The sequence below is a fragment of the Luteolibacter sp. LG18 genome (assembly GCF_036322585.1).
Classification (GTDB): Bacteria; Verrucomicrobiota; Verrucomicrobiia; order Verrucomicrobiales; family Akkermansiaceae; genus Luteolibacter.
In genome coordinates this window covers 202678-224351 of the sequence record NZ_AP024600.1, presented here as the reverse complement: position 1 = coordinate 224351, position 21674 = coordinate 202678, and the positions used below count along the sequence as shown (strand labels likewise).

The following is a 21674-nucleotide window of genomic DNA, read 5'->3' as shown; positions in this document are numbered from 1 at the left end:
ATGCCTGACCTCGAGCAATACGACTACCAGCGTTACGCCATTCTCTTCGTCGATGACGAAGAGAAGACCCGGAAGTATTTCCGGCGCCTGTTTGGCGACAAGTTCCGCATCCTGGAGGCTGGGGATGGCGTGGAGGCCTTGGACGTGTTCCGCCGCCATGCCTCCGAGATCGGCATCATCGTGACCGACCAGCGGATGCCCAATGAAACCGGTGTCGGCTTCCTGTCGAAGATCGCCGGGGACTATCCGGACATCATCAAGATCCTCTCCACCGCCTTCTCGGACATCGATGCCGCCATCGGCTCGGTCAACGACGGCGGGATTTTCCGCTACATCACCAAGCCGTGGGACATCCCGCAGCTCGAGGTCACCCTGCGCCGCGCCATGGAGTTCTTCAGCGTGAAGCGCGAGCGCGATGCCCTGCTGTCCGCGAAGATGCAGGCGATGGGCAATGTGCTGATGTCCAGCCGTCTCGCCGCCTTCTCGCTGGCTCCGGTCTGCGCCGGCATCAAGGTCGACCGCGCCGGTGAGGCCGTGGCCTCGTTCATCAAGATCGGCGTCTCCGGCCGCACCAACCAGGACACCGGCAACGCCGGCCTGCGTTCGCCGGATTGGGGGAAACTGCACGACCGTCAGGTCGAACTCGCTTCCGCGCTCGAGCGCGAACTGCCGCTGGCACTCCAGGTCGATGGCCTGCAGGCCCGCACCACCGCGCTTGCCACCGCCTTCGAATCGGCTGGCACCGGCAGGGTGGCCGTGGCTCCGAGCGGAGATGCCAGCCGCCTTTCCTCCGATGCGGACCCGGCCCCGGTCCTCATCGACGTGCTGCTCGGCCGCAGTGACGATACCACTGCCACCCGCGCCTCGGTGAAAACCTTGGCCGCGCTGATGGCGGTGTACGATGCGGGCGGCAGCGTCCGCCGCGTCCGCGGTGCCGGGCTCCTGCTCGACGTCGTGGTCGCTCCAGTCAAGCCGGCGGCTGCCGCTGGTGCGGAAACCGCCCGCTGGCTGTTTGATGACGATCTCCTGATCTCGTCCGCGCTCGGCCTGATCTGATCCAAGCCAGCCGGTTGCGGAGGGAGCGAGTTTTACAAAGGCGGCAGCGCGATGGCGTTGCCGCCTTTTTGCGTGCTGTGATTGCTGCCACGGGGCTGCCTGTGAAGTCCCCTATCCTGCCTTGAGGAAGGGCTCCTGCTCCTGGCGACGAGGGGAGCCCTTCAACACCCGCTATCCGGTCTGCGCTCGCTTTCCTTTCCGATGGCGGGCTCCGGACGTCGCCTCAAGATTGGGAACCGCGTTCGAGCTTTTTCACCCTTTCGAACAACTCCGGAAGGCGGCGAAACGCCACGATGCGCCGACGTTCCTCGGCAGCCGGTGCCGCGGGGAAGCCCATGTAGGAACCGGAGTTCGCCGGCAGGCTTTTGGTCACCGCGGTGCGTGCCGTGATCGTGCAGTGGGATCCGATGCTGACGTGTCCAGCCACTCCCACCTGGGCGGCCAGCACCACATAATCGCCGATTTGGGAACTGCCAGCGATGCCGGAACCTGCGACGATGATGCAGTGCTTTCCAATGACGACATTGTGGCCGATCTGGACCTGATTGTCGATTTTGGTGCCTTCTCCGATCCATGTTCGGCCGAAGCGGGCGCGGTCCACCGTCGTTCCGGCGCCAATCTCCACGTCGTCATCGAGTTGAACCACCCCCGATTGCCGGATCTTCCGGTGGCGGCCATCCTGGAACGCGTAGCCGAAACCATCCGCGCCGATCACCGCGCCGGAATGAATCAAGACCCCGCTGCCCAGGACGCACCCTTCATGGACGGTGGAGTTTGCGAAGAGCCGGCAGCCGGCTCCGATCGAGGCTCCCCGCCCCACGAAGCAGCCGGCTCCGATCTCGGCCCCGTCGCCAAGGTGAACTTCATCCTCGATCACGGCGTGCGCTCCGACCTTGATTTTGGCCAGGTTCGTGGACACGCAGGAGCCGATCACCGCGGAATCATGGATGGTAGGCTCGAACGGTTGCGGCTGGAGTCCATATTGATCCGTGATGGCCTCGAACGCGATCGAGGGGTTCTGGACCTCCAGGCAGGCCACGTTCCGCGGCAACTCCGCCATGCCAGGCGGCACGAGGACCGCCGTGGCCCGTGTGGTATGGAGGAGGGGCTTGTAGCGGGCATCGTTGAAGAAGCTCAGATCGCCCGGTCCCGCCTCGCGAAGGGAGGCAAACCCCTGGATGATGGATGCATCCGAACCCGATAACAACGTGGCGGAAAGCTGGTCAACGAGGTCTGCCACGGTGAGATTCATCGCGCCTTGTCGCAGGGCGGAGGGCGAATGACAGGCAAATGTGCCGAAATCCGGAGGTGGCCTTGCGAAAACAAGCGCGGAACGCCCTGGTTACCCACTTTTTGCAAATTTGACAGTCTGGCTTTACGTGGTATAAGGGCAGTGTCCTGTTCACAACCAGCCCCTTGTCCCCAACCGTGAAACGTCGTGATGTCGAGGTCGTTCATCGCAACGGCCAGATCCTCGTGCTTTGCGCACGAGAACCCTTGCCATTGTCCTTGGCAACGGTCGCCCGCAGCACCTGCTACCGGGTTGACCGGATGTGTCAGGTAGTGGGCATTTCCGAGCGCCACCTGCGGCGTGTTTTCGAGGATGGCCTCGGAATTACTCCGAAGGATTGGCTCCGTCGCGAGCGCATGGTCGCCGCCCGCAATCTCCTGCGCGAGGGCCACTCCGTGAAGGAGGTGGCCATCGATCTCGGCTTTGCGTCGCCGAAGATCTTCGCCCGCGAGTTCCAGCAATTTTACGAGGTCTCCCCGACCGACTTCCAGCGGAAGGATTTCTCCTACCGCCTGCCGGTCGCGTCCTGAGATTTGCTCCACCCTTATGCAAGAAAGGCCACCGGACACCGGTGGCCTTTCTTGTTTTCAGCCGAGGCGGTTCGTCCAGCGGTCCACCGGCCAGCGGGTGCCGCTGGCATCGGGGTGGATGGAGATGTCCCCGTCCTCGATCCGGAAGAAGGCGACCTGATCGAACTGCCGCGCGAACTCCGCCGGAGTCTCGAGGTCCGGGCCAGCGAATCCCCAGCCGGGCTCCTGGTGGCTGAAATCGGGAGATCCGCCGGTGACGCGGAATGGCTGGAGGCCCCGCTCGGAGAGCGCACGGTGCAGTTCCAGATCGGCTTGGTGGTTCTCTTCGTCGGTGGCCCGGGGATTCGATCGCGGATTGCAGGCGGTCACCACGGCGAAGGTGTCCGGCCAGCCGCTGGCCGGGGGCTCGCCCTTGAAGCGGGTTTGGAAATACTCCGGCGGCACCGGGAAGAGGTGACGCTCCACCAGCACCGCGACGTCCTTGAAGGTGCCCTCGGCGGGGGCCTCGCCATTCAGGACCATCAGCGGCACCTGTTCGCGGGTGTGGTCGGTGCCGCGGTGATAGGGGTCGTTGCCGTGGTCGCCGGTGACGATGAGCAGGTCGTGCGGACCGACGTTGCCGAGGAAGCGGCCCAGCCAGTCATCGAAGTCCCGCAGCGCCTGGGCGTATCCGGCCGGATCGCGGCGGTGGCCGTAGAGGCTGTCGAAGTCGATCAGGTTGGCGAAGATGAAGTGGGGCTGGCTCCGTTGTTCCGACCACAGGTTGGCGATGGTGGTCATGCCATCGGCGTTCGAGACGGTGGGGCGGGAAACGTCGAGGCCGGAACCGGCGAAGAGGTCGTCGATCTTGCCCACGCCGATGGTCTGGACGCCGACGGCCTGCAGGCGGTTCAGCGTGGTGGCGGGCGGGCGCAGCGAGTAGTCGTGGCGGTTCGCGGTGCGGTGGAAGGTGGCCGGGGAGTCGCCGAGGAAAGGGCGGGCGATCACCCGGCCGATCCTCACGCCGCGCTCGTCCAGCACCTCGCGGGCGATCCGGCAGAGCGCCAGCAGGCGGTCGAGGCCGAAGATGGCGGGATCCTCATGGGCGGCGATCTGGAGCACGCTATCGGCACTGGTGTAGAGGATGGGCTTGCCGGTGGTGAGGTGTTCCCCGCCGAGGGATTTCAGGATTTCGGTGCCGGAGGCGGCCACGTTTCCGATGAACTTCGCGCCGCCGCGTTGCTCGATCTCCCGCACCAGATCCAGGGGGAAGGACGGGAAGGTGGCGAAGGGCTTCGGCAGCACCGCACCCATCAGCTCCCAGTGGCCGGTGGTGGAGTCCTTGCCGGCGGAGTGCTCGGTGAGCACGCCGTGGCTGGCGTGCGGGCGCAGCATCGGCGTGGCGAGCGGGAAATCGGGATGGCTGCGGCGCATCGCTTCGTAGAGCCCGATCGACGCCATATTGGGCAGCTCCAGCCCGGGGATCCGTGAGAACAAGTGGCCCAGCGTGTCCGCGCCCGCGTCACCATACACCGCCGCATCGGGGGCACCGCCGCACCCGACCGAATCCAGAACCATCAACAACGCGCGCTTTGGCATGCCTCATATGTGGCACGGGTCGGAGGATTTTGCAGCCATTCATCCGCGAATCCTGACAAAAACTCGGTTAAATTTTTTGAATAAAGTTCATGCTAGGGCATCCTATCCCCAGAAAACAGCAGGAAGGGGGTGGCACCGCCACCAACCCCTGATAGATTCCCCAAATTCATCAGAGCCATGCCTCTCGACAAACTGACCGTCAAACTCCAGGAAGCCCTGCAATCCGGCCAGCAGCTTGCTTCCAAATCCGCCCACGCGGAGCTGAAAGGCGCGCACGTCCTGCTCGCCCTGCTCCAGCAGGAGGGCGGCATCACCGTTCCCATTCTCCAGAAGGCCGGGGTCGACGTGCCGCGGCTGAAAGCCTCGGTGGCGACCTCGCTCGACCGAGAGCCGCGCCAGAGCGGCGCGTCCTCGCAGCCGCAGCTCAGCTACGGCCTGCGCTCCACCTTGGACGAGGCCGACAAGGTCCGTGAATCGCTCGGCGATGATTTCCTGAGCGTGGAGCATTTCATCGTCGGCCTGCTCAAGGCGGACACGCCCGCGGGCAAGCTGCTCAAGGAAGCGGGTCTCGATGAGAAGAAGGCCCTCGAAGCCATCCAGAGCGTCCGCGGTTCCCAGAAGGTCACCGACCAGGATCCGGAAGGGAAATACCAGACGCTGGAGAAATACGGCACCGACCTCACCGCGCGTGCCCGTGCCGGCAAGATCGATCCGGTGATCGGCCGCGACCATGAGATCCGCCGCGTGATGCAGGTGCTTTCGCGCCGCACCAAGAACAACCCCGTCCTCATCGGCGAGCCCGGCGTGGGCAAGACCGCCATCGTCGAGGGCCTCGCGCGCCGCATCGTGTCCGGTGACGTGCCGGATTCGATGAAGAACAAGCGCGTGATCGTCATGGACCTCGGCGGCATGCTCGCCGGGGCGAAGTTCCGCGGCGAGTTCGAGGAGCGTCTCAAGGCTTTCTTGAAGGAAGTCACCGAATCGAACGGCGAGATCATCCTCTTCATCGACGAGTTGCACACCATCGTTGGCGCGGGAGCCAGCGAGGGCGCGGTGGATGCGTCCAACCTGCTCAAGCCGCAGCTTGCCCGCGGCGAGCTGCGCACCATCGGCGCGACCACGCTGGATGAATACCGCAAGTACATCGAGAAAGACGCCGCGCTCGAGCGCCGCTTCCAGCCGGTGATGGTGGGCGAGCCCTCGGTGGAGGACACCATCGCGATCCTGCGCGGCTTGAAGGAGCGCTATGAAGTGCACCACGGCGTCCGCATCCAGGATGGCGCGCTGGTGTCCGCGGCCATGCTTTCGGACCGCTACATCGCCGACCGTTTCCTGCCGGACAAGGCGGTGGACCTCGTCGACGAGGCGGCGTCACGCCTGAAGATCGAACTCGACTCGATGCCGACCGAGATCGACGCGATCGAGCGCCAGGTGCTCCAGCTCGAAATGGAGAAGAAGGCGCTCGAAAAGGAAACCGACAAGGCCAGCCAAGCCCGCTTGGAAAAGGTCAAGGAGGAGCAATCCAATCTCAAGGAACAGTCCGCCGGACTCATGGCCCAGTGGCGCAACGAGAAGAGCGTCATCGACCAGGTGCGCAGCGCGCAGGAGAAGATCGATGCGTTGAAAACCGACGCCGAGAAGGCCCAGCGCATCGGTGATCTCAGCCGTGCTTCGGAGATCACCTATGGATCGATTCCCGCCGCGCAACGGGAACTGGAAACCGCGCAGCAGCAGCTTGCGGAACTCCAGAAGAATGGCGCGATCCTGAAGGAGGAGGTCACCGAGGAGGACATCGCCCGCGTGGTGTCATCGTGGACCGGCATTCCCGTGTCGCGCCTCCAGGAGGGGGAAAAGGAGAAGCTCGTGCACATGGAGCAACGCCTCGGCGACCGCGTGATCGGCCAGAAGAAGGCGATCAAGGCGGTGTCGAACGCGGTGCGCCGTGCCCGCGCCGGGCTCCAGGACGAGAACCGCCCGCTGGGGTCGTTTCTGTTCCTCGGCCCCACCGGGGTTGGCAAGACCGAGTTGTCCAAGGCGCTCGCCGAATTCCTCTTCGATGACGAGGGCGCGATGATCCGCATCGACATGTCCGAGTACATGGAGAAACACAGCGTTTCCCGGCTGATCGGCGCGCCTCCCGGCTACGTCGGTTACGACGAGGGTGGCCAGCTCAGCGAGACGGTGCGGCGGAAGCCGTATTCGGTGGTGCTTTTCGACGAGATCGAGAAAGCCCATCCGGATGTCTTCAACGTGCTGCTGCAGGTGCTGGACGATGGCCGCATCACCGATGGCCAGGGCCGCACCGTGGACTTCCGCAACACGGTGTTGATCATGACCTCGAACATCGGCAGCCAGTACATCCTCGGCGAGGAGAACGCCGAGCAGCGCGAGGCGAAGGTGCTGGAGGCCTTGCGCGCGCATTTCCGTCCGGAGTTCCTCAACCGCATCGACGAGACCATCATCTTCGACCGCCTGCAGCGCGAGGAGCTGACCTCGATCGTGGACATCCAGCTCGACCGCGTCCGCAAGCGCCTCGCCAAGCAGGGGCTCGCGCTGGCACTCACCGAGCAGGCGAAGGAGTTCCTGGGCAACCAGGGCTACGATCCGGTGTATGGCGCGCGTCCGCTGAAGCGCGCGATCCAGCACCACCTGCTCGATCCGCTGAGCCTGGATCTGCTCGATGGCAAGTTCACCGACGGCGACGTGATCGAAGCCGATGTGGACCACGGCACGATGCTGTTCCGGAAGGCGTGATAGGCTTCACGACGCCCGCGGGAAACCGCGGGCGTTATGTCTCTTGGGAGTACTCTTCCGTTGGATCGGAACATGCTATAGTTTCCAAACCATGCGTATTTGTCTGATCGCCGACACCCACGGGAAACACGACTACCTTCCGCTGCCGGAAGCGGATCTGCTCATCCACTGCGGGGACATGTGCGAGTTCAGCGACCCGCGGCCCGATCCGCTCGGCGAGATGGATGATTGGTTCAAGGCGGCTCCAGCGAAGAACGTGATCTGCATCGGCGGCAACCATGACCGGTCGCTCGAACGGCGGCCAGCGGGCAGTCCGCCGCCCTTTCCCCATGCGACGTATCTGGAGGATTCCGCGACCACCATCGGCGGGCTGACGATCTACGGTTCGCCGTGGTGTCCGAACCTTCCGGGGTTCGCGTTTTACGCCACCGACGAGCAACTGCGTGAACACTGGCGGAAGATTCCCGAGGGGATCGACATCCTCGTCACCCACACGCCGCCGCATGGCATCCTCGACACGCCGTCGCGGAGCCAGAAACATCTCGGGTGCCCGATTCTGCTGGAGGAGTTGAAGCGCATCCGTCCGCGGTTGCACGTGTTCGGGCATGTCCATGCCGCATACGGGCGGCAGCAGGTGGGCGACACCTTGTTCGTGAACGCCGCGTCCTTCTCCACCGGAAGCCATGAGCCGCGTCCGCCGTGGGTGGTGGAGATCTAACAGAATCAGGGAACCATGCGGGAGGCCGTCATGAGCGTGAGGGCCCCCCGCATGAAGCCGTTGTGTTCAGCTTACCCAGGGTGAGTGTCGGTCGGGCCGGCGGGGGCTGCCGACCGGTTCCGTGGCCTATCAACCGGACGCGAGGTCGTCTGTCGATGCCCGGCCCGATTTCCGGCAATAGTGTTCGATATTCTGCACCGGTTCATCCCATGCTCGGCCCATGTCCGGACCCTCCGCCGACGGCGTATCTAACAGAAACATTTGGAAGCGGCTCGCCTTGATCGCGGCGGGTCATCCGGCGGAAGAGGCGGTGGATCTGGCGCTCGCCTGCCTGGGAAAAGGGCACGGTGCCGACCGCGCCTGGATCGTGCGTTACAACGACGAGCTGACCCATTTCTGGAACACCCACGAATGGGCGGTCAACGGAGTCACCCAGCACGTCGACGACCTGCAGGCGGCCTCGGTGGACATGATCCGTTGGATGCAGAAATCGCTGGCGTCCGGAAAGGTCGTGGCGAATCCGGACACGGAGTTGTTGCCCCGCCAGGCGCGGGCCTTCCAGTCGGAGCTCCGCCGCCAGGCGATCCGTTCGAGCATCAATGTCCCGCTGCTCCATGAAGGGCGGCTTCGCGGCATTTTCGGCTATGACATGGTCCGCCGGAAATGCACATGGAGCTCCGGGATGGAGTCGGTTCTAACAGAAACCGCTGGATACCTTTCCGCGCTCCTTTACGGTCGGGGTGGTGACGTGCCGGTGCCGCTGGTCGAGCCATCGACGAACCTGCTGCATGTCCGGGCCGCGGGAGTGGTGATCGCCCTGGACCGCCGTGATCTGGTGCTGATCGAGGCGGATGGCGACTACACCCACCTCCATTTCGCGAACCGCCCGCGCTGCACCGAGCTGCGCAGCTTGAAGTCGTGGGAATCGCAGTTGCCCGAGGAGGAGTTCCTCCGCGTCAGCCAGCGCCACCTGATCCGGAATGCCCGCATCCAGCGCCTCGATCGCTCTACCGCGAGCGGATGGAAAGTGCATCTCCACGATTGGCCGGAACCGCTCCCGGTGGGCCGCACCTACCGTCACCGGGTGCGGCAGGTGCTGGGGTTTTGAGAAGTAGCGTAAGTTTCCAACTTGCGTGTGGGTGAGGCGGATTATCGGGGGAAGTCCGAATGATGCGGGAATGTCCGCTGCCCCGATGAACAAGTTGAAAACTTGTTCTACTTCGCCACCCGCTTCTTCTCCGCTTTCAACTGGCCGCAGCCGGCGGCGACGTCGATGCCGCGGCGCTGGCGGAAGGTGCAGGGGAACCCGGCCTGGCGGAGGATGCGTTGGAAGGCGATACCCGCCTTGTTCGCGCTGGCCGCGCCCTCGTAGCCCTGGGTGGGGTTGAGCGGGATGAGATTCACGTGGGCGTCGATGCCCTTGAGCAGCTCGGCGAGCTGGTGTGCCTGCTCCTCGGTGTCGTTCTTCCCGGCGATGAGGGTCCAGCCGAAGAAGATCCGGCGGCCGGTGATGGTGCCATATTGCCGACAGGCATCCACCAGGTCGGCGAGGTTCCATTTCTTGCTCACCGGAATGAGCGCGGAGCGTTGTTCCTCGGTGGCGCCATGGAGGCTCACCGCGAGGTTGTAGGGGCGGCCTTCTTCCGCGAGGCGGAGGATGTTCGGGATCACGCCCACGGTGCTGACGGAGATCTTGCTGGGGCCCAGGCTGATGCCGCGGACATTGGAAATGATGTCCAGCGCCTGCATCACCGAGTCGTAATTGTGAAGCGGCTCGCCCATGCCCATCATCACCATGTTGCGGAGCTTGCGGTCCGGCATGTCGGCGGCGAGCACGCGGCGGACGTGGAGGACCTGGGCCACGATCTCGCCGGGGCGGAGGTGGCGGACGAAACCCATTTGGCCGGTGGCGCAGAACACGCAGCCCATCGCGCAGCCGGCCTGGGTGCTCACGCAGACGGTGTGGCGGCCATCGTAGCCCATGAGCACGGTTTCGATCGTCTGGCCGTCGCGGAGTTTCAGGAGGAACTTGCGGGTCAGCCCGTCGCTGCTGCGGATCTCCTCGGTTACCTCCGGGGCATCGAGGAAGAAGGTTTTCCCTTCGCCCACGTGGTCTTCGATCCAGCGCTTGAGCGGCGGGGAGAAGTCGCGGGACAGCAGGTCGAGCTCGCCCTCGCGTTGCAGGGCCTTCCACAGCGCCTTGGCGTGGTGGGGCAACACGCCGTGCTCCTCCAAGACCCGCTCGATCCCGGAGAACCCGAGGTCGTGGAGGGATTGTGGGGCGGGCGCGCTCATGCCGGTCCATCTCACCCGTGCCGCGGCGGTTCAAGCGTGTTTTGCCGCGGGCGCGGGCGGCTTCGTCAAAAAGGGAAAGATTTTCATCCGAAAAGGGGAATCCCGGTCCCTTCCCGTGACGGGCAATCCCGCTAAGGTGCCAGAGACTTTCATTTGTAGATCGTTGTGAAATTCGGTCCGGCGGGCGTGCATGCCCGGTTCCGGGCCGGTGAGGCAGGAGGGATGGATTCGTGGCAACGGAGATGGTGGCTGATCGGGAGCCGCTTCGACGGCCGCCTTGGCGGCAAAACGACCCGCGTTTCCCCTGCCCCTGACGATCAACGGATGGGAGTCGTTCATCGCACGTACCCATGAAAATCCCAACATCCCTCCGCGCCTCCCTTTTACGGACGGCGTCCTCGCTTGCCCTGTTGCCGGGGCTATCCACAGCGGCTGAAACTACCGTCAACGCCACCACCACCAACATCGCGGTGGCGGCGGGCGACAGCGTGTGGTTCGATTCGAACAACACCAACGCCGCGATCGCTCTCCAGACGATCAATGGCGCCACGCCCACCACCGGACCGCTGCCGGGGTGGGCGCACACCCGCTGGAGCTTCTTGAAATACAACGGGACGCAGGTGCTGGAGATTCCGAATGCCGAAAAGGTGCTCGGGCCCGCGAACCTCGGCACGGCGACGGCCACCTCGACCTACTACGACAACGTCGCGGCCACCACGTTGGCCAGCAACCAGTCGATCGGGAACATCGAGACGAGCCGGGATTTCCTCATCAGCAACGGGGTGACCCTCAACCTCGCCCTCGGCGGCCTGATGTTCCACAACAACAGCCACTGGATGAAAGTGGGCACCGGGAGCGGTTTCGTCACGTCCTCGTCCGGCACGCTTTCGATCGTGGCGAACGGCGGCGGCACGGACTACCAGGTGAACAACGTGGTCATCAAGGACTACGACGGTTCCACGCCGCTGAAGGTGATCAAGACCGGCCCGGACCCGATGCGCTTTTCCGTGGGCCACACCTATACCGGCGGCACTTGGGTCAACAACGGCCGCCTGGCGCTGAGCAACACCGGAGCCCTCGGCACCGGCGTGGCCCGGGTGCTGGGGACGAACTCGCAGCTCGATTTCGCCGTGGCAGGCACCTTTCCGAATGCCGTCCAGATCCAGGGCAACGGCTGGGCGGAGGGCACCGAGCAGCGCGGCGCGATCCGTTTCGAGAACAACGCCATCCTCAGCGGCGGAGTGACCCTGACCGGTGCGTCCCGCATCGCTCTGAATGGCGGCATGACCGGCACGATCAGTGGTCCGCTGTCCGGCACGGCGAACCTGGAGGTGGGCATTCCCGCCACCACCATCGACCTGACGGGCACGCTCAATGTCACCGGAAACGCCTCGGCCTACACTGGCACGATCAACCTGACCCGCGGTCGGTTGAACCTGAACACCACGCTTGGCGGCAGCGCGCATGCCAGCGACGGGCTGACCCTTGGTGCGACGGGAACCATCCAGGGCAACCTGGCGGTGGGGGATACCGCCGGGGCGACCCTGGCGTTGAACCCGGCGGCCGCCTTGGCCGTGGGCGGGAACCTCAGTTTCGGGGGGACCAGCAAGATCACCTTGGCGTCCCTCCCGGCGGATGGCACCACCACGCTCGTCAATTACACCGGCAGCCTGACCGGTGCGGGCAATGTCAGCATCGACACCTCCATCTACCGCAAGAGCGTGTCGCTCGACACCTCCACTCCAGGAGTCGTCGCGGTGAATGTGTCCGGCAGCGGTCTGCCGTTGGTGTGGACCGGTGCGGCTTCCGGGAACTGGGACGTGAACGCCGGTCTGAACTGGCAGTCGATGTTCGGCGGGTCCGTTTTCCTGCACGGCGATGACGTGCAGTTCAACGACACCTCCACCGTGAACACCGTCGCGCTGGTGGGTCTGCTCCAGCCGAGCTCGGTCACCTTCAACAACACCACCACGACCTACACCCTGAACGGTTTCGGCAACGGCATCATCGGCACCACCGGCGTGACGAAGATCGGCACCGGCACCGTGAACTTCGGGGGACAGAACAGCACCTACACCGGCCAGGTGTATGTGGGCGCGGGCACCATCAAGCTGTTGAACGCGGAGGCCTTCGGGTTCACCTCCGGGGTCGTGGTGGCCGCCGGGGGGGCGGTGGATTTCAACGGGCAGTCGCCCGGTGGGGTCGGGCACCGGGCGGATTACACCATCGCCGGTGCCGGCGTGGATGGCCTGGGGGCGCTGGCGAACAGCGGCGGCGCGATCAATGAGGGTGCCGGGGTCCGGTCGCTCATCCTCTCCGCGGATGCTTCGTTGAATGCGAACACGGGGCGTTTCGACATCGGCCACAATACGGCGAACCCCGGCAACGTCGGTACCATCGTCGGCAACAACCATACGCTCACCCTCAATGCGAACCAAGGCATTGGCGTGCGTGGTGATGCCTCCAGCACCCCGATCCACTACGTGGTGGCGAGCGGCCGCGTGTGGGCGGAGAGCACCGACAACTCCCTCGGCGGGCTCACCGGCGATGTGCTGGTGAGAAACGGCGCCCGCCTCGGCACCTATGGCACGCGCACGATCGCCACACCGGTGACGATCGAATCGGGAGGTACTTTGTACGTGGAAAACAACGGCGGTGTCGGCACGTGGACCGGCGCGATCTCCTTGGCTGGAGAGGTCACCTTCGAGGCGGCCAACCAGGCCCTGGTGGTCACGGGCTCCGTGACCGGCACCGCATCGTTGACCAAGACCGGCGCGAACACCGCGACCGTGGCCCATCCGTCCTACACGGGCAACACCACCGTCAGCGATGGCACCCTCTCCCTGGGGGAGGCCACCTTGGACAACAGCTCGGTGGTGACGATCGCCGCCGCTGCGAAACTGGGCCTGACCCACGGCCAGACCGATACCGTCGGCTCGCTGGTGATCGATGGCGTGACCAAGGCCCCGGGAACCTACGGGGCCACCGGGTCCGGCGCGACCTTCATCGATGACGCGCATTTCGCCGGTTCCGGACGCCTGATGGTGGCCGCTTCCGGAGCCTATGCGACCTGGGCCTTGGCTCATGGCGTGGGCGCGGCCGATGCGGATGACGACCACGACGGTATCTCGAACGGCATCGAGTTTGTGATCGGAGGAAACCCGTCGGTGTCCGGCGATCGTGCCCTGCTGCCGACAAGCGTGGTCAACCCGACGACCGTGGTGTTCACCTTCCTCCTTTCCGCCGACTCCAGCGGCTACCAGCCGGGTGTCCAGTATAGCTCGGATTTGGTCACCTGGACGGCCGCCGTCGATGGCACGAATGGAGTCAGTGTCTCGACGAACAACAGCACCTCGCCCGCGGTGGTGACGGTGACCCTACCCCGTTCTCTGGCGCCCTCATCGGGCTTGTTTGCGCGCCTGAAACTGACGGTGCCCTGAGTGGACCGCGGCCCGTGGCTGGAGGATGCGCTCCGGCCACGGGTTTTTCTTTTCAAACGTTCCGGGCCTGCTGCCGCCAGCCCACCGGGGTCACGTTGTGGATCTCGGCGAAGATCTCGCAGAGCTTCTGCGCGGTGCCGAGGCCGCTTTCCATGGCGATGGCATCGAGCTTGAGATCGGTGTCGCGGAGAAGGCTGCATGCCCGGGCCAGCCGGGCGCGCTGGATCTCCGAGCGCGGGCTGCGCCCCACCAGGCGTTTGAAGTCGATGCGGAACTGGCGCTCGGCCATGCCCGCCATCCGCGCCAGATCGGTCATCTTGATCGGCTGCGGATAGTTCTCGCGGATGTGGAGGATCGCCCGGGTGATGCCGGCGGACTCGGTCACGAAAGTGGCGGTGGAAGCCCGTGCGACCACGCCGCGGGTGGGCATCCGCAGGTGCGGGGTGGCGGGGGATTCCCCGGCCATCATCGCCTCCAGCATGACGGCGGCCTCGCGTCCCACGCCGCGCCAGTTCATGTCCACGGAGGACAGCGGGACGGGGGACATGCGGCATTCCACCGAACGGTTCTCGCAGCCGAGGATGGCGACGTCCTCCGGCACCCGCAGCCCGGCGATGTCGCAGGCGGCGACCAGTTCCAGGCTGCGGCGGTCGTCGTCGCTCATGATGGCCAGCGGTTTTTTGAGGGCGGAAAGCCGCCCGGCCAGCCAGCGCAGGCGTTCCTCGCGCGGGATGTCGATGGCCCGGGGGCCGTGGATGGCGGCGAAGTTCACGTGGGCCGCGCGGAGGTTGGCCTTGGCCAGTTCGGCTTCGTAGGCATCGAACATCCGCTGGGATTCGTAGAAATCGGTGAGCGAATAGAAGGCGAAGCTGGTGTGGCCCAGTTCCATGAGGTGGCGTGCCCCGGTGCGGGCGGCCTCGATGTAGTCTGTGTCCACCGAGGGGCCGGCCAACCCGGCGTAGGGAGAGCCGATGTTGACCACTGGCGTGCCTTCCCAGTCCTGGAGCCATTCACGGACCCGGTTCCCGATGGCCACGGCGAGGATGCCGTCGGCCTCCGTTTCCCCGGGAAACATGCCGTGGAAGCGCATGTTCGCGATCAGCTCCCAGCCCGCCGGACCGGCGTGGTCCACGATGCCGTCGAGGACCTCTTCCTGGTAGAAGTCGGTGACAAACAAGACCCGTTTGGCGGGTGCAGGTTGGGCGGGGGCGATCACGGGGGCTTTCAACGGTGGGTCGGGCGGATTCTTGCCGGGTCTGGAGAATCTTGGGGTTTTCCGCCTTCGGGTTTGTCCGTTAAACTACACCGGGCCGCGGGTAGGCAAGGCGCATCGTGGTCGGGGCGGGGCGTCTCGGCGCTTGATCGCCCCGGGGCATGCGGCATCGTGGCGGGGACACATGGCGCGCGAATACACCCTCCACCGGCGACAGACCGCCCCGCGGTCCGGGATCGACTATGCCGCCGAGCTGAATGGCGAGCAATACGCCGCCGTGTCCTCGCCGCCCGGCCGGGCGCTGGTGATCGCCGGGGCGGGCTCCGGGAAGACCCGCACGCTGACCTACCGGGTGGCGTGGCTGCTGGACCATGACGTGGAATCCCGGAACATCCTGCTGCTGACCTTCACCAACAAGGCCGCCCGCGAAATGATCGGCCGCGTCCAGGAACTGGTCACCACCGATACCTCGGACCTGTGGGCGGGCACCTTCCACTCGATCGGAAACCGGATCCTGCGCCGCCATGCCGACGATCTCGGGTTTACCCGTTCCTTTTCCATCCTCGACCGCGACGACCAGAAATCGCTGCTGGCCGCGGTGGTGGCCGCCTGTGACATCGACACGAAGTCGCGCCGGTTTCCGAAGGCGGACGTGCTGGCCACCATTTTCAGCCTGATCGAGAACACCGGCGAATCGCTGGAGGACGTGCTGGCGACCCGCTATCCCTACTTCGACGACTGGCTGGAGCAAATCGACCAGGTCCGCGCCGGCTACGCGAAGAAGAAGCGCGAGACGAACTCGATGGACTTCGACGACCTGCTGGTCCTCACCGTGAAGCTCTTCGAGAGCCGCCCGGACGTGCTCGACCTCTACCGCGGGAAGTTCCGCCACATCCTGGTGGACGAGTACCAGGACACGAACTCGGTGCAGAGCCGCATGATCGACCTGCTGGCCGGGGATGCGAACAGCCTGATGGCGGTGGGGGATGACGCGCAGTCGATCTACTCGTGGCGAGGAGCGGACCTGGAGCACATCCTGTCGTTCCAGCGGCGCTACCTGAACTCGCGGATTTTCAAGATCGAGACGAACTACCGCAGCGTGCCGGAGATCCTCGATCTCTCGAACGCGGCGATCCGGGTGAACCAGGGCCGCATTGAAAAGGACCTGCGTTCCTCGCGGGACGCGCTGGGCGTGAAGCCGGCGCTGGTGCCGCTGGACGATCCGGCGACGCAGGCCGCGTTCGTGGCGCAGCGCATCCTGGAACTGCGGGACGAGGGCATCCCGCTGGAGGAAATGGCGGTGCTCTACCGTGCCCACTTCCAGAGCCTGGAGGTGCAGATGGAACTCACCCGCGCGGGCATTCCATTCACCATCACCAGCGGCCTGCGGTTCTTCGAGCAGGCGCACATCAAGGACGTCTCGGCGTTCCTGCGCTTCGCCACCAACCGCAAGGACGAGGTCAGCTTCAAGCGCATGCTCCAGCTCATGCCGGGCGTCGGTCCGGCGGCGGCGGAGAAACTGTGGCAGAACTGGCTGGCCACCGGCTGGGCGGAAAAGGACGAGCCGCCCGCGTCGTGGTCCGAGGTGATGCTCGGATTCAAGGCACCGAAGAAGGCGGCGAAGGACTGGGAGCAGCTTTGGTACACCATGGACGAGCTTTCGCCCGGCGGGGTGTTCGTGCCGCCTTCGAACATGCTCTTCAGCGTGCTGGAGGGCGTGTATGACGAGTATCTGAAGGCGAGCTTCGACAACTACGAGAACCGCCGCAGCGACATCGAGCAGCTCATTTCCTACGGCCAGGGGTTCGACGATGTGCTGGAGTTCCTGGCGCAGCTCTCGCTGATGGGCTCGGTCGATGGCGAGCCGAGCGGCGACAAGTCGGTGCGCGATGACGAGTGCGTCACGCTGTCCTCGATCCATCAAGCGAAGGGCCTCGAATGGAAGGCCGTGTTCCTGATCTGGCTGGCGGATGGACAGTTCCCGAACGGCCGCATCCTCGAGGCCGAGGACGACGCGATGCTGGAGGAGGAGCGTCGCTTGTTCTACGTGGCCATCACCCGCGCGAAGGACGAGCTTTACCTCAGCTATCCGATGATCAACCCGAAGTCCTACACCGGTGACGTCATCCAGCGCCCGTCACGGTTCCTGGACGATTGCCCGGCGGATTTGATCGAGGAGTGGAACGTCGGCAGGGGCGGGTGGGGTGAGGATCCGTTTTGAATGGGGGCGGTCTCCGCAATCATGACCTGCATCCCCGTTCTGGTTTCAAGCCCCGTTAGGGGCGACGTATCCTAGCCGGTGGCGCGAGCCACCGGTGGACAGAGGGGATGAAATCAAGTCCCGTAGGGACGACGCTGCCCGGGTTCTCCCACGCGAACAATTCCATTCGTTTCGAGATCGAGGCAACGCTGATGGCCTGAACGGCGGAGGCTTTTCCTGCATAACCATCGGGAGCCTCCGTTGCGTCGTCCCTCCGGGACTTGATCTTCCCTTCGTTCCGGGCCCGGTGGCTTGCGCCACCGGCTAGGATACGTCGCCCCTGGCGGGGCTGGCTGTTCATCTGTAAGCCGCCCATTCGATATGGATACCCACATGGATCGTGTGCTTCCGTTCTCGTCAGGCGATGAAGGCGTTGGTAGGAGACGAGGATGATGCGATGGATGGTGACTGCGGTTTGGGTTTCCGGGGCGGCGGTTTTCGCGCAAGGGCAGGAATCCGTTCCCAAGCCGGAACCGCGGCCGTCCAAGGCGGCGGTGACGTTCAAATCCGGGATGATCCTCGAGGAGATGGCCCGTGAGGCCTACGGCGACGCGGCCATGCTCGATCTACTGTTGCGCTTCAACCATCTGAAAGCCACGGCCGTTCCGTCCGGCACGGAGATTCGCACGCCTTCGATTTCCGAGATGTTCCGGACCGCGGGAACGGACGCGCGTTATCAACCGGCTTTCGATTTGCTCGGCCGGGTGGTGGCGGATTTCAATGGCATACTGCCCGGTTATCGACAGGAGAGACAGTCGCAGATTCCCCAGCCGTGGTCGTCGCCATCCGAGACGATGAAGATCCAGTTGAAGGACGAAACCCGGAAGGAGTTCACGCGGTTGGCGGAATCCATTGGATCGGCCTGTGCCGTCTTGGAGAAGGCTGCCGCTCCCCACCAGGTGCCGAAGCTGACGATCCGGCAGCTCCGGCAATCGGAGCAGTTGCTGAAGGGGTTGGCGGCGGGCAGCGCGGACGAGAACGGCTACGACTACTATCTGGTGTCGCAACGCCTCGGCATGGGACTGGCGTACGCGCTGACGTGGGTCCAGTCCGGCTACCGGTGATCAGCCTTCGGTCAGCGCCACGTAGGTGCTTTCCTGGAGCACGGCCTGCTTGCGCTTCCGCAGCAGCAGCCAGCATTCGCGGGCTGTGCCAAGCACGATGACGGCGACGAACAGCAGGAACATCGCGGTTACGGCCACATCGATGCGGGCGTTGAACAGCGAGGTCTGGGCGGCTTCGAGTGCTTTGCCTTGGATGCCACTCTCGATGAGTTTTTGCTGCTTGGCGATGGCTGGCAGAAAGCCCGCCGAGTTAGGGTCCCAGATCTTGAGGTAGCCCGCAGTGAAGGTGACGGCAGTGAGGAACACCAGTGGCACGGCGGTGACCAGGCAGTAGCGGGCCTTGCCCATCTTGATCAGCAGGGTGGTGCCGAAGCAGAAGGCGATCACGGCCAAGAGCTGGTTCGAGATGCCGAAGATCGGCCACAGGCTTTTCGCGATTCCTTCCGGTTCTTTTGCTCCTTGATAAAGGAAGAATCCCCAGGCGGCCACCAGCAGGCCGGTGGCGGTGACGTTGCCGATCCACGAGCCGGTGTCCTTCAGCTTGGGCACGACCTGCCCGAGCAGGTCCTGGAGAATGAAACGCCCCACCCGTGTGCCCGCATCCAGCGTGGTCAGGATGAACAGCGCCTCGAACATGATGGCGAAGTGATACCACAGCGAGAGCGCGGTATTGCCGGGGATCACCTTGGCGAACATGTGGGCCATGCCGACGGCGAAGGTCGGGGCGCCGCCGGTCTTGCCGATGATGTGCGGTTCGCCGAGATCCTTGGCGAGCTGCTGCATTTCCGGCAGGGTCACCGCATACTCGGGGCCGTAGGAATTGATCTTCGCGATCTGGGCGGCCACCGCGACGTTGTCGTTCGGGTTCACCGGCGAGTTGATCGCGAAGTACTGGCCCGGCGCGAGCGCGCAGGCGGCGATGATCGCCATCAGCGAAACCAGCATCTCCGTCACCATCGCGCCGTAGCCGACGAGGCGGATGTCTTTCTCGCGGCACAGCAGCTTCGGCGTGGTGCCGGAGGAAATGAGGGCGTGGAAGCCGCTGATCGCGCCGCAGGCGATGGTGATGCAGACGAAGGGGAACACCGGGCCCGGCACGATGAAACCGCCGCCGTGGACGAAGGGGGTGATCGCCGGCATGTGCAGCGGTGGGGCGAGGACCACGATGAAGACCGCCAGCACGCCCACCGCACCGAGCTTGAGGAAGGTGCTGAGGTAATCGCGCGGCGCGAGCAGCATCCACACCGGCAGCACCGAGGCGGCGAAGCCATAGATCATGATCACCCAGGCGAGCGTCTTGGAATCAAGCGTCAGCGCGTGGTTCCAGGATTCCGGCAGATACTTGCCGCCGACCACCGCGGCCAGCAGGCCGATCACGCCGAAGATGGTGGCGGGCGTCACGCCCACCTTGCCGCTCTTGATCGCGATCCCCATGATGAACGCCAGCGGGATCGTGGCGGCGATGGTGAAGAGGCCCCACGGGCTTTCGGCGAGGGCTTTCACCACCACCAGGCCGAGCACGGCGAGGAGGATGGTCATGATTGCCAGCAGACTGATCATCGAGATGAAGCCGATGACCGGGTTCATTTCCTCCTTCAGCATCTGGCCCAGCGATTTGCCGTTCCGGCGCATCGAGGCGAAGAGGATCACCGCGTCATGGACTCCGCCGCCGAGGGTGGCACCGATGAGGATCCACAGCACGCCCGGCAGGTAGCCGAACTGGGCGGCGAGCACCGGCCCCACCAGCGGTCCCGGACCCGCGATGGCGGCGAAGTGGTGGCCGAAGACGACCCACTTCGAGGTCGGGACGAAGTCCTTGCCATCCGCGCAGGTCACCGCGGCCGGAGCGCGGCGGTCATCGATCGTGAGCACCTTCGCGCACAGCCACGCGGAGTAGAAGCGGTAGGAAACGGCGAACGTGCAGAGACCGGCGACCACCAGCCACAGGGCGTTGACCGGTTCCCCCCGCTGGAAGGCGGCGACGCCCACGGCGGTCATGCCGAGGAGCGAGATGAAGATCCAGAGGAGGATGGAAAGCAGGCGTTTCATCGCAATCAGGTGTCGTGGGACAGCGCTTCGAACACAGGAATCGGCACGTAGCGGCGGACGATTTCCTCCCAACCCTGCGGCCCGATGAGTCCTTTCACCATGCTGGAGGAAAGCTCGGCGATGTCGCGCGGCGGCATCAGGAAGGTGGTGGTGATCTGCGGGGCCATGTCGCTGTTGATGTGGCGCATCACCCGCTCGTACTCATAGTCGTCCGGCGACCGGATGCCGCGCAGGATGTAGTGGGCGTCCATCGTCATGGCGTAGTCGACGAGGAAGCGGTTGTCGAAATGGTCGATGGTCAGCCGCTCGCAGGACGGCACGGACTCGCGGAGCAGCTTCACCCGGCGCTCCACCGTGAAAGTGTAGGCCTTCGAGGGGTTGTTGCCGATCGCCACGATCAGGCGGTCGAACAATTCCAAGCCCCGCTCGATCATCCAGAGGTGACCGTTGGTGGGAGGATCGAAGGAGCCGGCGTAGACCGCGGTGCGCATGGGAGGAGAGTCCAGAATCAAGAATCCAGAATCAAGAGAAGAGGAGGATCAGAGCGTCGTCCCTTGGTTCAGGGCGTGGACGGTGCCTCCGGCCGGGGATTGGTGGGTGAAGGACTTCGCCAATGTCTCGGTGAGGTAGACTTTCGCGTGGCTCACGGCCTCGGCCAGCGGGTGGTTCAGGGCGAGGTGGGCGGCGATGGCGGCGGAAAAGGTGCAGCCGGTGCCATGCGAGCCGGGCACGGCGACACGGGCGGCGGTGAAACGGTGGAGATGGCCGCCATCCGCCAGCAGGTCGGTGCATTCCGGACCTTCCAGGTGACCGCCCTTGAGCAGGAAGGCGGTGCCGAATTGCTCCGAAAGTCGCAGCGCGACTCGTTCCAGGTCGTCGACAGTGTGGATCTTCTCGCCCGCCAGGGCCTCGGCCTCGTGGAGATTCGGCGTCACCAGGGTGGCGCGCGGCAGCAGTTCGTCGCGCAGGGCGGCGATGGCGTCCGGTTCCAGCAGGGGATCGCCGGTGGAGGCGATCATCACCGGATCGACAACCAGCGGGATGGCGGGGTAGCGGGAGAGGGCGTCGAGCACCGCCTCGATGTGGGGGGCGGAGTAGAGCATGCCGGTCTTGATCGCCGAGATCGGGAAGGCATCGAGCAGCAGGTCCACCTGATCGGCCACGATTTCCGGGGGCACCGGGTGGACGGCGCGCACCACGTTCGCCGTTTCCGAGACCACGCAAGTGACCGCGGTGAGGCCGTGGACGCGGAAATGTTCGAAGGTTTTCAGGTCGGCCTGGATGCCGGCGCCGGCCGAGCAATCGGAACCGGCGATGGTCAGGGCGACCGGGGGTGACGGGTGCATGACGCACGATCCGGAGGAATGCCTGCCCGCGCAAGGGTTTCCGCGGTGCCGGGCGGGGTGGGATTCCGGGACGCTGGCGC

At 64.9% G+C, this 21674-nt stretch carries 15 protein-coding genes; 8 read left to right on the top strand and 7 right to left on the bottom strand.

The features are described from left to right. The gene (locus tag llg_RS00920; RefSeq protein ID WP_338287624.1) at positions 1-1056 is read left to right on the top strand and encodes a response regulator; all 1056 of its coding nucleotides are present in this window, start codon (positions 1-3) and stop codon (positions 1054-1056) included. Positions 1057-1279: 223 nt separating this feature from the next. On the opposite strand, the gene lpxD is transcribed toward llg_RS00920, so the two are convergent. Continuing rightward, a complete protein-coding gene (gene lpxD, locus llg_RS00915; RefSeq protein WP_338287623.1) occupies positions 1280-2296 on the bottom strand; it encodes a UDP-3-O-(3-hydroxymyristoyl)glucosamine N-acyltransferase in 1017 nt (338 codons plus the stop codon). A gap of 188 nt (positions 2297-2484) precedes the next feature. Here lpxD and llg_RS00910 point away from each other — a divergent pair, with 188 nt between their 5' ends. Beyond that, on the top strand, positions 2485-2877 hold the full coding sequence (locus tag llg_RS00910; protein ID WP_338287622.1) for a helix-turn-helix transcriptional regulator: 393 nt from the start codon (positions 2485-2487) through the stop codon (positions 2875-2877). Between the two features lie 57 nt (positions 2878-2934). Here llg_RS00910 and llg_RS00905 read toward each other — a convergent pair whose 3' ends face one another. Then, a complete protein-coding gene (locus tag llg_RS00905) occupies positions 2935-4455 on the bottom strand; it encodes a phosphopentomutase (RefSeq protein WP_338287621.1) in 1521 nt (506 codons plus the stop codon). Between the two features lie 177 nt (positions 4456-4632). Here llg_RS00905 and clpB point away from each other — a divergent pair, with 177 nt between their 5' ends. The 3 genes from clpB (at position 4633) to llg_RS00890 (ending at position 9035) form a co-directional block, all read left to right on the top strand. Then, a complete protein-coding gene (clpB, locus tag llg_RS00900) occupies positions 4633-7209 on the top strand; it encodes an ATP-dependent chaperone ClpB (RefSeq protein ID WP_338287620.1) in 2577 nt (858 codons plus the stop codon). A 91-nt stretch (positions 7210-7300) separates the two neighbouring features. Continuing rightward, positions 7301-7927 (top strand): metallophosphatase domain-containing protein, encoded by a 627-nt coding sequence (locus llg_RS00895; protein ID WP_338287619.1) that lies wholly within the window; start codon positions 7301-7303, stop codon positions 7925-7927. 220 nt (positions 7928-8147) lie between these two features. Then, a complete protein-coding gene (locus llg_RS00890) occupies positions 8148-9035 on the top strand; it encodes a GAF domain-containing DNA-binding protein (RefSeq protein WP_338287618.1) in 888 nt (295 codons plus the stop codon). Between the two features lie 107 nt (positions 9036-9142). Here llg_RS00890 and rlmN read toward each other — a convergent pair whose 3' ends face one another. Then, positions 9143-10222, bottom strand: a complete 1080-nt coding sequence (rlmN, locus tag llg_RS00885) for a 23S rRNA (adenine(2503)-C(2))-methyltransferase RlmN (RefSeq protein ID WP_338287617.1) — start codon at positions 10220-10222, stop codon at positions 9143-9145. 350 nt (positions 10223-10572) lie between these two features. Here rlmN and llg_RS00880 point away from each other — a divergent pair, with 350 nt between their 5' ends. Further along, positions 10573-13662, top strand: coding sequence for a hypothetical protein (locus llg_RS00880; RefSeq protein WP_338287616.1), 3090 nt, complete (start codon positions 10573-10575; stop codon positions 13660-13662). A 52-nt stretch (positions 13663-13714) separates the two neighbouring features. On the opposite strand, the gene llg_RS00875 is transcribed toward llg_RS00880, so the two are convergent. Continuing rightward, complete coding sequence (locus llg_RS00875) at positions 13715-14878, bottom strand: substrate-binding domain-containing protein (RefSeq protein WP_338287615.1); 1164 nt, start codon at positions 14876-14878, stop codon at positions 13715-13717. Positions 14879-15059: 181 nt separating this feature from the next. On the opposite strand from llg_RS00875, the gene llg_RS00870 reads away from it, so the two are divergent. Continuing rightward, positions 15060-17096 (top strand): UvrD-helicase domain-containing protein, encoded by a 2037-nt coding sequence (locus llg_RS00870; RefSeq protein ID WP_338287614.1) that lies wholly within the window; start codon positions 15060-15062, stop codon positions 17094-17096. Positions 17097-17536: 440 nt separating this feature from the next. Beyond that, positions 17537-18199, top strand: a complete 663-nt coding sequence (locus llg_RS00865; protein WP_338287613.1) for a hypothetical protein — start codon at positions 17537-17539, stop codon at positions 18197-18199. Here the strand turns inward: llg_RS00865 and llg_RS00860 are convergent, their stop codons facing one another. From llg_RS00860 to thiD, 3 genes are read right to left on the bottom strand one after another with little or no spacing between them, the layout of a single operon-like run. Then, positions 18200-20248, bottom strand: a complete 2049-nt coding sequence (locus llg_RS00860) for a carbon starvation CstA family protein (protein ID WP_338287612.1) — start codon at positions 20246-20248, stop codon at positions 18200-18202. Between the two features lie 5 nt (positions 20249-20253). Then, positions 20254-20739 (bottom strand): pantetheine-phosphate adenylyltransferase, encoded by a 486-nt coding sequence (gene coaD / locus llg_RS00855; RefSeq protein WP_338287610.1) that lies wholly within the window; start codon positions 20737-20739, stop codon positions 20254-20256. Positions 20740-20787: 48 nt separating this feature from the next. Beyond that, complete coding sequence (thiD, locus tag llg_RS00850) at positions 20788-21594, bottom strand: bifunctional hydroxymethylpyrimidine kinase/phosphomethylpyrimidine kinase (RefSeq protein ID WP_338287609.1); 807 nt, start codon at positions 21592-21594, stop codon at positions 20788-20790. Positions 21595-21674 lie beyond the last annotated feature (80 nt).